At 42.5% G+C, this 11175-nt stretch carries 14 protein-coding genes, 1 tRNA gene and 2 pseudogenes; 9 read left to right on the forward strand and 8 right to left on the reverse strand.

Annotated features, from left to right (window positions below):
* Positions 1-252: 252 nt before the first annotated feature.
* Positions 253-1461, forward strand: coding sequence for an ATP-dependent 6-phosphofructokinase (locus tag PN470_RS08795; protein ID WP_130757588.1), 1209 nt, complete (start codon positions 253-255; stop codon positions 1459-1461).
* 42 nt (positions 1462-1503) lie between these two features.
* On the opposite strand, the gene PN470_RS08800 is transcribed toward PN470_RS08795, so the two are convergent.
* The 6 genes and pseudogenes from PN470_RS08800 to PN470_RS08825 form a co-directional block, all read right to left on the reverse strand.
* Entirely contained in the window at positions 1504-1674 is a 171-nt protein-coding gene (locus tag PN470_RS08800) for a hypothetical protein (RefSeq protein ID WP_190359085.1), read from the reverse strand.
* A gap of 6 nt (positions 1675-1680) precedes the next feature.
* Positions 1681-1896 (reverse strand): type II toxin-antitoxin system HicA family toxin, encoded by a 216-nt coding sequence (locus tag PN470_RS08805; protein WP_002738249.1) that lies wholly within the window; start codon positions 1894-1896, stop codon positions 1681-1683.
* 2 nt (positions 1897-1898) lie between these two features.
* Positions 1899-2207, reverse strand: coding sequence for a type II toxin-antitoxin system HicB family antitoxin (locus PN470_RS08810; protein WP_002754318.1), 309 nt, complete (start codon positions 2205-2207; stop codon positions 1899-1901).
* Positions 2208-2486: 279 nt separating this feature from the next.
* Positions 2487-4619, reverse strand: a complete 2133-nt coding sequence (locus PN470_RS08815) for an AAA family ATPase (protein WP_271934851.1) — start codon at positions 4617-4619, stop codon at positions 2487-2489.
* A gap of 65 nt (positions 4620-4684) precedes the next feature.
* On the reverse strand, positions 4685-5080 hold the full coding sequence (locus tag PN470_RS08820; protein WP_002769767.1) for a hypothetical protein: 396 nt from the start codon (positions 5078-5080) through the stop codon (positions 4685-4687).
* 26 nt (positions 5081-5106) lie between these two features.
* Positions 5107-5529, reverse strand: a pseudogene (locus tag PN470_RS08825) (hypothetical protein).
* 485 nt (positions 5530-6014) lie between these two features.
* On the opposite strand from PN470_RS08825, the gene rplS reads away from it, so the two are divergent.
* From rplS to PN470_RS08860, 7 genes are all read left to right on the forward strand, one after another.
* Positions 6015-6377 carry a 50S ribosomal protein L19 gene (gene rplS, locus PN470_RS08830; RefSeq protein WP_002738040.1) on the forward strand — a complete coding sequence of 121 codons (363 nt, stop codon included), beginning with the start codon at positions 6015-6017 and terminating at the stop codon, positions 6375-6377.
* 101 nt (positions 6378-6478) lie between these two features.
* A tRNA-Trp gene (locus PN470_RS08835) sits at positions 6479-6551 on the forward strand.
* Positions 6552-6675: 124 nt separating this feature from the next.
* Positions 6676-6912 carry a preprotein translocase subunit SecE gene (secE, locus tag PN470_RS08840; RefSeq protein WP_002737505.1) on the forward strand — a complete coding sequence of 79 codons (237 nt, stop codon included), beginning with the start codon at positions 6676-6678 and terminating at the stop codon, positions 6910-6912.
* Entirely contained in the window at positions 6909-7526 is a 618-nt protein-coding gene (gene nusG / locus PN470_RS08845) for a transcription termination/antitermination protein NusG (RefSeq protein WP_002735925.1), read from the forward strand. Before secE ends, nusG begins: the two co-directional genes overlap by 4 nt.
* 3 nt (positions 7527-7529) lie before the next feature.
* Positions 7530-7955: a 50S ribosomal protein L11 gene (rplK, locus tag PN470_RS08850; protein WP_002735897.1), complete on the forward strand. Its 426-nt coding sequence runs from the start codon at positions 7530-7532 to the stop codon at positions 7953-7955.
* A 55-nt stretch (positions 7956-8010) separates the two neighbouring features.
* Complete coding sequence (gene rplA / locus PN470_RS08855; RefSeq protein WP_043996123.1) at positions 8011-8724, forward strand: 50S ribosomal protein L1; 714 nt, start codon at positions 8011-8013, stop codon at positions 8722-8724.
* Between the two features lie 142 nt (positions 8725-8866).
* Complete coding sequence (locus tag PN470_RS08860) at positions 8867-9790, forward strand: bifunctional riboflavin kinase/FAD synthetase (protein ID WP_271934856.1); 924 nt, start codon at positions 8867-8869, stop codon at positions 9788-9790.
* Here the strand turns inward: PN470_RS08860 and PN470_RS08865 are convergent.
* Together PN470_RS08865 and PN470_RS08870 are read right to left on the reverse strand one after the other, a co-directional pair.
* Positions 9787-10059, reverse strand: a complete 273-nt coding sequence (locus tag PN470_RS08865; protein ID WP_184891183.1) for a hypothetical protein — start codon at positions 10057-10059, stop codon at positions 9787-9789. The genes PN470_RS08860 and PN470_RS08865 overlap by 4 nt on opposite strands.
* Before the next feature lie 6 nt (positions 10060-10065).
* A complete protein-coding gene (locus tag PN470_RS08870) occupies positions 10066-10584 on the reverse strand; it encodes a hypothetical protein (RefSeq protein ID WP_002737967.1) in 519 nt (172 codons plus the stop codon).
* Between the two features lie 253 nt (positions 10585-10837).
* Here PN470_RS08870 and PN470_RS08875 point away from each other — a divergent pair.
* Positions 10838-10982, forward strand: a pseudogene (locus PN470_RS08875) (AAA family ATPase); the annotation flags it as partial.
* Between the last annotated feature and the right edge of the window lie 193 nt (positions 10983-11175).

The following is an 11175-nucleotide window of genomic DNA, read 5'->3' on the forward strand; positions in this document are numbered from 1 at the left end:
AGTAGGTAGGCGTTAAAAATTATCAGACACCCCCCTTATCAAGGGGGGCAGGGGGGATCGGCACCCCCCTTATCAAGGGGGGATTAAGGGGGGATCGGCACCCCCCTTATCAAGGGGGGCAGGGGGGATCGAACCTAAAATCGATTTTTAATTTAATTATAACCAGCTACTTAACTGAAAACTGAAAACTTACATCTGATCACTGATCACTGATAACTGATAACTGACAAAAAAATCCAGGAGGATATAACTATGAACGAGAATCAAAAGAAAAAAATCGGTATTCTGACCAGTGGTGGCGATTGCCCGGGGTTAAATGCGGTAATTCGTGCCGTGGTGAAATCATCAAAACTCAAGGGTTGGGATGTGTACGGCATTCCCTACGGGACCGACGGTTTTATGCAGATTGCCGAGGGAAAATATCACCCCGAAGATTTGATCCTGACTCAGCATGGCTATAACCTACCCGGGGTCTTGAAAGGATTAGACGTTTTGCAGTTTCTTAGTGGTAGTGTTTTGGGTTCTTTAAGCAAAGGACATCCCGAAAACCCAGAAATTGCCACGAAAATCCTGCAAGGATACGAAATGCTGGGATTAGATGCCCTGATCGTCGTTGGAGGCGATGGGAGCATCGATATCATCTACGATCTCGCCCAGAAAGGCAACTGGAATATTATCGCGGTTCCCAAAACCATCGATAATGACGTTCCCTATACGGAATGGTCCGTCGGTTTTACCACTGCCGTGGATATCGTCACTCAAGCTTTGTATGATCTCACCTTTACCGCCGCTAGTCACGAAAGGGTGATGATTGTGCAGGTGATGGGTAGAGATGCCGGTCATTTAGCCCTTCATGCTGGGATTGCCGGGGGGGCCGATGCGATTTTTATTCCCGAATTAACCCCGGCTCTCACTCCCGCAATTATCGACGGTTGTTGTCGTCATTTGGCAGAATTACGCGCTCAAGGTCGTAAATTCGCTCTCATTGTGATTTCTGAGGGTGTTAAAAACGAAGATAACCAAAAAGAGAAGTATATTGCCGATTATTTAGAAAAATTAATATTTGACAAAACTCGCTCTTTGTGCGTTACCGATCCCGTCTTCTGTTATCTCAATTCCATGGATGTGCGGGCCATGTCTTTGGGACACCTGCAAAGAAGTCGTCCTCCTTTGGCCATGGATCGACTGTTAGCCACGGCTTTCGGCATTAAGGCCGTAGAATTAATTGAACAGGGAAAACTCGATCGCGTGGTGATTTGGCGCGGGGGACAAGTGCGTAGTTTGCCCCTGAAACCGGTGATCAAAATTATCAAACAATGTCATCAAGAGCATCGCTGTGCCTATCCCGTGGATCCTGATGGTTTTATCGTCAAAACAGCCCGTTCTTTGGGAATTTACCTAGGGGAAAATACCACAACTGAGACGGCAGTAGTTCCGCAAGCTGTGGAGGCGTTGGTTTAGTTATAATAAAGCGAGAAGGGTTGCTAATACTTTCTCGCTTTTTTAATTGGTTAAGATATTTAATTCTGCTAATTTTACTTGCAATAATTTACTGTATTTTATGGCTTTTCTCAGTAATCTGTCATCGGTGGTTAACAATACGTCTATTCTAGCATATTCGGCGGAAGCGATATGAAAAGAATCATAAAGATCAAATCCTAAATATATAACCAATACTGTTTAACTGTTGTCCCATTCTTCATCACTAATACCCGCTTGTTTGAGAATTTCCTTAACTAAATCTGTAGAGATTTCTTGATTTCCATGAGGGTTAGGGATGCGAATTTTATGTTGACCCTTTTTCATAAATTGATGTTTACTACCAGAAAAAGGCCCTGTGTAACCTAAAGCTTTCAATTTTCTGATTAATTTTCTTCGAGAAATTGCTGATGGCATAACTAAACTTCTGCAACTGTTGTAACTTTAATTTCTAATCCATCTATGATAGGTAAAGGGTCGCCATCTTGTAATTTTAAAATGATCCATTCTTCTAGAACTTCTAGTAAGTCTTGACGGCATTCTTCAACGGTCAATCCATTTCCCCAAACGCCTTGAAAGCCTTCTATTTCAGCAAACCAAGTACCGTCATTTAGCCTTTTGTATTGTGCTTTTTGTAAAGCTTTTTCACAATAATTGAGTAAGATCATTTTCTTCTCTAAATCTCCATAATATGTAACTATATTATCACTTCTCCTCACCAATCCCATCACACAAACCCCTATCCTCCTCCCTGACACCAGAATTAGGATTGTGCAAATAAACCCGCACCCAATCGCAACTACGCCCCATTAAAGCGTTTAAGTCCTGCATTGTCCTACAATCTTTCTGTATTGTCCTACAACTCTTCTGCATCGCCCTATAATCCTTCTGTATCCTCACAAAGAAGTCTAAACCAAGATTAACGGGATTTTAGGATTAACTGGATTATTTACTTGGAAACTCCTGACAATCTTTTAAGATTGAGCATCCTGAAAATCCTCTAATCCTCAAAATCCTGATACTGACGATTTACCCCCAATCCCATCACACAAACCCCTATCCTCCTCCCTGACACCAGAATTAGGATTGTGCAAATAAGCCCGCACCCAATCGCAACTACGCCCCATTAAAGCATCTAAACCCCAGCCATTGTTTCCATTCCACAGTTTAATTGTGTTGTCATTACTACCGCTCACCAAAGTCTTGCCGTCGGGACTAAAATTAACGCTTCTGACCCAGTTATCATGCCCCTTGAGGGTACGGATTTCTTGGCCTGTCTCTACATTCCAGAGTTTGATAGTGTTGTCCCAACTACCGCTCACCAATGTCTTGCCGTCGGGACTAAAATTAACGCTTGTGACAAGGTTATCATGCCCCTCTAAGCGATTGCGTTCACTTTTGCGGTTGAGAAGTTCCTGTAAGGCATTAGTCACCTCCTTGTTGTACGTCTGCTGCTTTTGTAGAATTTTTCCCGCTTTAATCGCTTCAACGAAAGCCTCCAAGTTTTTATGTTCATTCAATAGAGATAAGGAATATCTACCAAGAGACTCAGCTTGATTATATTCGGCTTCTTTTGTCTTATTCCAAGCCATCCAACCCAATCCCGTACTAATCACCACCGCCACCAAAGAAACCGCCGCAATCCTTCGCGCTGTTCTAATTTTTTCATTTTTTTGTCGTTCTGCTTGACTAATACTCGCCTTAATAAACTCTATCGCCACAGTATCTAAATTAGGCAGAGAATTATTCTTTTGAAACTCAACAATTTTAGCTAACTTAGAACCTCCCCAAAGCTCACTACTCGCTTTTACTGCATCTTGCTTCTGTAAATCATCCCACTGTTTAGCATCAGCATATAAACGACTTCTCAGAACAATTATCTCCTCTTTTTCTCGAATTAAATCCTGTAACACTTGCCAACACCGCAACAATTCTTCATGTGCCACCTCAACCGTTGCTTTCCCGTCTTCTCCCTTACTCACCAAAAGACGATTATCTATCAATTGATAGAGAACCTCCTTTTGCATTTCCTCCTGTTCAAAACTCGATTTATCCGCCCTTCTGCTAACCGCTTTTTCCCCTTCTAAACTAATTAACTCTAGAAAAATTTCCTCTGCTGCTTTCCGTTGCTGTTCATTAAATTGACCATAAATTTTATCCGCTTGTTTTTCTAGCGCACCCGTTACCCCACCAATCTCTTGATAAATCTTAATATTTAAAACCCGCTCTTGAATATGATTTTTTTCCCACAATAAATCTAACGTATATTGTAACAGAGGTAAAGAGCCAGCCTGTTCATAAAAATCGGCAATAATTTGATTAATTAATCCCTTTTCAAAGATTACCCCATTTCTCGCCGCTGGTTCAGCAATAGCTAATCTTAAATCACTTTCATCCATATCCGTTAACATCTTGCTATACTGATCATGGATTTTTCCTAAACTGGGATAAGGACTTAATTTATCTAAAAAATCCGCCCTCATCGTCATCACAATTTTAACTAAACTATTATTATTTTCAATTAATTTAATCAAACTTTTAATGAAAATATCTCTTTCCGTCTTCGGTGTACGAGTAAATAATTCCTCAAATTGGTCAATAAAAATAAACCATAAATCAGAATTATTTTTTAATCCTTCAACCACCTTAATTAAAGTATCTTCCTTAACAGCTTGTGCTAATTGTGCTTCGGATTGTGTATATCTATTCCTTAAAAGACAATAAAAAGACTCAAAGGGATTAACATCAGGAACAAAAGTTAAATTAACCAATTTATTTGCGCCAAAATCATCCTTTAACTTAGGAATTAAACCCGCTTGCACGAGAGAAGATTTACCACTTCCCGACGCACCTAAAAGCAGTAAAACATTCTTTTGCTTTAAATAATCAGTTAACTCAATAATCCAATTATCTCTTCCAAAAAACTTATCCTTATCTCCCTCTTCAAACTTAAATAAACCCAAATAAGGTGAACCCTTAATTAAGGGTTGAGACTGAATCTCAACTCCTGACTTTTGGGTGATAATATATTGATTGATTACACCCCCACTAATATCACCTGCAATTCCCTTAAATTCACCATCACCAATAAGACCTTTAACATCACCCCCTATTTCTAAATAATAACTTTTATCAGTCATTTTTGCTACCCCAAAATTATTCTTTTCAAGTTAACTTTAAATTGCAGTTTTAGAATTAGCAATTTTTAAGGACTTCCTACTAAACCAAACAATTTAGCCAAACCGCCTAAAATCGTTACAATTAAAGCGACTAAAATCCCTCGACTGACGAACTCTTGATTCTCTAAGCGCTTTTCCACGCCATCAATTTTTCCCTCTAAACGCTTCTCAATACCATCAATTTTTTCCTCCAGACGCTTCTCGACACCATCGATTTTTTCCTCTAGACGCTTCTCGACACCATCAATTTTTTCCTCCAGACGCTTCTCGACACCATCAATTTTTCCCTCCAGACGCTTAATTTCACCTTTAACTTCACTAAGTTCAATCTTAATATCAGTAACATCTTTTTGAAGATTGTCTAACTTTTGATTGATTTGAATTAGAAAATCTTTAAGTTCTACCTCAACAGTAATTGACATAAATTTCCCTCCTAAATAATCCTCAACTAATTAATATTCTGACTAATATTTCCGCCACTAATATTTCCTGCAATTCCCTTAAAAGTACCATCTCCCACCATTCCCTTAATATCATCACCAACATTAATATTATACTTACCTGCGGCAAATTATTCAGGTTTTAATTGCTTGAGTAATGCTTCTGCTGTCTTAATAACCTCTGCATCTCTATCAATTTTTGCTTCAAGTAACTCTTCTTTGAGCAGTGTTTTTACCCCCTCTGAATCTGGTTTTTTCTCATGTTTATCGACGATATCACTATCATCTGTTTTCCCTTTTTCTGCAAATTTCTTCTTAATCAACGCTTTTAAACCCTCATAAGCATCCTTAACCGCTGTTCCTGCCGTATCCTTAGCAGCAGCAACCGCACCGGCAGTCAATGCAGCGAGAATTAGAGAAATCGGTTCCATTGCCTGAGACTCCAAATTAGATATTGCTGACTCAATTTTAGATCAAAGCAAAGTATCTGACGCGATTATGGCGCAGGTATTGGGCGCAAATGGCTTGCTCGTCGGGGTTGTTGGCTACTACTATAAGCTGGACGTGGGGGACTTGCTTGGGAATAATATCCCAGCCAGAAAATCGCTCTGTAGAAAAATCAGACCAGCCAGATAGCATATTATCAAAGCGTAAGTCCCTTAGCTGCGGGGACTCTCGAAGGACTTCCCCCTACTTAGGGTGATCAGCACACTTGAGCGATCGGAGGGCGCAGGTTCCTGGCACTTCTACAGTAACGGATTTTGTCCACAATGTAGGGGTGAACTGCGTTCGCCCAAAAGATACATTATCAAAGCGCAAGTCCTTAATCCCGTTTAGAGCATATTTCATTTAGACGAGAAAGGCTGTACTTAAAAAAATATGGTATGATAGTAAATTGTCAGTTTTACGAAAGCCGATGAAAACGGAAGAGATTATCAAATCAATCGAAGCCGAGTATCTCAAGAGCGATCTGCCCATTATCCATGTCGGTGACACGATCCGGGTAGGGGTGCGAATCGTTGAAGGAGATAAAGAGCGGATTCAGCCCTACGAGGGTATTGTCATCGCCAAACGCCATGGCGGTATCAACGAAACGATTACAGTACGCAAAGTCTTCCAGGGTGTGGGAGTAGAAAGAGTTTTCCTGCTCCACTCGCCCCGGGTTGCCAGTATCAAGATCATCCGTCGTGGTAAAGTACGTCGGGCGAAACTCTACTATCTGCGCGATCGGGTTGGCAAAGCCACCAGGGTCCAAGAACGTTTCGATCGCCCCCTCTAAAAAATTTCCGGCGACAGCCTAACCAAGAAAGTTGCTTAATCGCCAACAACTACGCTATAATAAATAAAGGCCTTAAAAAAGCCCAATAGTTTAGCGAATGGGCGCTCTTAGTTCAGTTGGTAGAACGCAGGTCTCCAAAACCTGATGTCGGGGGTTCAAGTCCTCCAGGGCGCGTTTGGTAATCACCAAGCCGATAATTGCAAAGGACATGATCTAAATGTCTGAGGGTTAGTGTGGGTTGTCCGGTGAAAATGATAAGTTAAGGATAGCTTGAGTATCATTTTAAGGAGTAGCGATCGTGGCCAAAAAAGAAACCCTAGAAAAAGACGCGAGCGACAAGAAAGAGGGAAGCTCTTTTCAGGTCAAGGAATTCGTCAATGAAACCAAAGAAGAACTCGCCAAAGTCGTCTGGCCTTCCCGTCAGCAACTTTTGAGCGAATCGGCGGCGGTGATGTTAATGGTGACTTTAGTAGCCACTCTCATCTATCTAATCGATAAATTCTTTGCCTGGGGTGCGGGGAAGGTGTTCCCATGAATCTAGAAGAAGAGCAGTTTCCCGAAGAACTCAATCTTAGCGGCCTACCGAAAAAACCCCGTTGGTATGCCGTGCAGGTGGCTTCCGGTTGTGAGAAACGGGTCAAAGCTAATTTGGAACAGCGCATCCACACCCTCGATGTGGCCGATCGCATTCTGCAAGTTCAGATTCCCCAAGCGGCCACCGTCAAAGTCCGCAAGGATGGTTCACGGCAACACGGTGAGGAAAAAGTCTTCCCCGGTTATGTCCTGATCAGAATGATCATGGATGATGACGCTTGGCAGGTGGTCAAAAACACCCCCCATGTGATCAACTTTGTCGGGGCCGAACAAAAACGCCACTACGGACGCGGCCGTGGTCACGTCACCCCGCTACCCTTGAGTATGTCAGAAGTCGATCGCATCTTCAAACAAGCTCAGATTCAAGAACCCGTCGTCAAAATCAATATGGAAGTTGGCGATCAAATCTTGGTTCTATCCGGTCCATTTAAGGACTTTGAAGGGGAAGTGATCGAAGTTAGTCCCGAGCGCGGCAAACTCAAGGCCTTGCTCTCCATTTTTGGTCGGGATACCCCGGTCGAATTGGAATTTAATCAAGTCGAAAAACAAAACTAAATCATGGCTAAAAAAGTCGTCGCAATTATTAAACTAGCTTTACCTGCTGGTAAGGCTAACCCTGCTCCTCCGGTCGGTCCTGCTTTAGGTCAACACGGGGTGAATATTATGGCGTTTTGTAAAGATTACAACGCTAAAACCGCCGATCAGGCTGGGATGATCATCCCTGTGGAAATTTCCGTTTTTGAGGATCGGAGTTTTACCTTTGTCCTCAAAACTCCCCCCGCTTCCGTTCTCATCCGTAAAGCGGCCGGTGTAGAAAGAGGTTCCAACGAACCTAACAAGAAATTTGTCGCCACCATTACCCGCGACCAATTACGCGAAATCGCCCAGACTAAAATGCCCGATCTTAACGCTAACGACATCGAAGCGGCCATGAATATTGTGGCAGGAACGGCCAGAAATATGGGTGTCAAGATCTCAGATTAAATCTTATTACGGGGAGAAGTTAAGCTTCGTTATTACCCAAGGAGCAACAAATCAGATGGTAAAAAAAGTTTCACGACGTTTGCGAGATGCCCAGGCTAAGGTAGAAAATAAAGCCTACGAGCCATTAGAGGCACTGACATTATTAAAGGAATTAGCGACGGCGAAATTCGACGAAACCGCCGAAGCTCATATTCGTTTAGGTATCGATCCTAAATATACCGACCAACAACTGCGGACAACGGTAAGTTTACCCAAAGGAACCGGACGCACGGTGCGGGTAGCGGTGATTACTCGCGGGGAACAGGTGCAGGAAGCGAACAACGCCGGGGCTGATATCGTTGGTTCAGAAGAATTAATCGAAGAAATCGCCAAGGGGATGATGGATTTCGAGGTGTTAATCGCCACCCCCGATATGATGCCGAAAGTGGCGAAATTAGGTCGTCAACTCGGTCCACGGGGTTTAATGCCTTCACCGAAAGGGGGAACCGTAACCACGGATTTAACGGGAGCGATCTCTGAGTTTAAAGCGGGTAAATTAGAATTCCGGGCCGATCGCACCGGGATCGTTCACGTTCAATTTGGTAAAGCTTCTTTTAGCGCCGAGGATCTGTTAGTCAATTTGAAAGCTTTGCAGGAAACGGTGGACAGAAACCGTCCTTCCGGGGCAAAAGGTCGTTACTGGCGTACAGTTTATGTTTCTTCCTCCATGGGGCCATCGATTCAAGTGGATATTAGCACCCTGCGGGATCTGAAATTAGCCGAAGGTTAATGACAGTTATTTTTCTTTGAAAAAGCCTCCAAGTAATTGGGGGTGTTTTTTTAGCTTGATCGCCCGATTGATATAGAATCAAAAGGCTACACTCAAGATTAATCGCTTGAATTGTTCTCTTGTATCTGTTCTTAAAGCCAGCGTGTGGATTGTAGATTCCCCTAATACCCGTATTTTAGCCCCTAGTGCGATCGCTCTTGGTAACTTTGATGGTTTGCACCTAGGTCATCAAACCGTCCTACAGCCAATTTTTCAGGATGAACCCGCTTATCCCACCGTTGTTAGTTTTACTCCCCACCCGCGGGAATTTTTTACGGGGGAAAAATGGCAGTTATTAACTCCTCTAGGGGAAAAGGTGGAGGTTTTAGAGAATTTAGGCGTTAAACAATTAGTTTTACTGCCTTTTTCTGCTCAATTAGCTTCCCTGACTCCCTTGGCTTTTATCAAACAGATTTTAGTAGAAAAATTACAGGCTAAATCGATCAGTGTTGGTCAAGATTTCCGCTTCGGTTATCGTCGTCAAGGTACAGCGGAAGATTTATTAAAGATCGCCTCTCAATTTAACATTAAAGTCGAGATTGTTGCTTTAAAAAACTGTGGGACGGGTCGAATTAGTAGTTCCCTAATTCGTCAAGCTTTGGCAGCAGGAAACGTTGAGCAGGCCGGACAAATGTTAGGTCGTCCCTACAGTTTAACCGGTCGTGTGGTCATCGGGCAACAACTGGGCAGAACATTAGGTTTTCATACCGCTAATCTACAGGTTCCTCCCGATAAATTATTGCCGCGACTGGGGGTTTATTGCGGTTGGGTGCATCTCGATGGTTCTCGCTTACCAGCAGTTATGAATATCGGTTATCGTCCCACAATCGAGGGAAAAACTATCAGTGTGGAAATCCATTTATTGGATTGGTCGGGCAATGTATATGATCGGATTTTAACGATGGATTTAGTGCAATTCCTGCGACCAGAACAGAAATTTAATTCTCTCGATCGATTAAAAAATCAGATCGAGATAGACTGCGATCGCTCTCGGTTAATTTTAACTTCTGTAACCGACAACTTCTAATATTTTTGATATTCTCTTTCTACTTTACCCACCGCTTTCAATAAAGGAGAATCGAGGGGATCGATCCAATCAGCTACTTCTCGCGCTAATCCTAGGGTAACAATGCCTTGAGACGGTGGTAATTGACCAGCTAAAGCCTGACTTTTGATGGTTTTTAGGACAGAAATTAAACCCTCAATCCGAGTCGATCTTTCTGTTTCTCGCATCTGTTCGGCCACGGTAATAGCTTGGTCAATTGATTGAATTAATTCCCTCATGTTCGTTTCCATAATATTCTAGCGACAGGAAAGAGATGTAACCGTTATTGCTCGCCCCTCTCCCCATTGTATATTGGCATCTCGCGAGTCTTTAATAAAAGTTTGCTGACCACCACCGGGATAACAATCAGCAGGATTCTGGGGGGCGACAATTCCTTGATAAACCGTTGTTCCCGCAGGTAAAGTCACCGATATTACTTTGGTCGCTTGATTGGGAGGATTCCACTTTTGATCGAGGGCTAAATTCCTGATCACTTCCACATTGGTGGTATATTGATCCGTGGTCAGAAAACGACCTTTTTTGTAATTTTCGTCACTATAATAACGGAAAAAAGTCTGGGGTTTTTCTAGGGTAACTGCCTGACATTCACTATTGCGAAAAGTGATGGCAATATCTGGAGGAAGAGGACAGGAAGGAGCCTGATCTTGAGCCAATATTTTCCGAGAATTGAAAGTCAAATTTTCGGGCAAACTATTGGTTAATGTACTGGCTGCGATGCCTAAAACAAGACTAAAAACGAGCGAACTGGCTTTCATCTTCATCGATTAAGAGAAATTCCTCTCGATTTTATCAGACTGAACCGACTGAAAATCTTAATTTCGCCCACTGGCAACAATTCTTAACTAATTTTCTCCCTGCTCGCCACCCTAACCCTGATTAGCTCCCTAAAAGAAAATTTCCCGCCATTGTCTGTCAACTTTCCTCGCTAGTGTGGGCAAATTGGGAAAAGAATCGTTAAGATCAAAAAAATTAACATCAATCTTCTTGACAAAATACCCCATTTGTGTTATGAGAGACGCTATTGATATTTTGATGGAAAATTTGAGCCAGAGCATCGTCGGCCGAATCGATTCGCATTGTGCTGGTGGCCTTACTCAGTGGTGGCCACGCTCTCCTGGAAGATGTACCCGGAGTTGGCAAAACCCTCTTAGCTGACAGGGGGACAAGCAAGCTGAAAAGCTTATGTAGCACGGAATACAGATACGGACTCCAAAAAAAGATAAGTCATATTTACCATATATGACCTAAATAACGAAAATGATAAGTGAACTATACCAGAAAGTGTTAGAAAATGAACTGGGACGAGCCAGATATCTACTGTTGTTAATGATAGTTGGAACCTGGCA

Origin of the sequence: Microcystis sp. CS-574, from assembly GCF_028329095.1 — a bacterium.
Classification (GTDB): domain Bacteria; phylum Cyanobacteriota; class Cyanobacteriia; order Cyanobacteriales; family Microcystaceae; genus Microcystis; species Microcystis ichthyoblabe_A.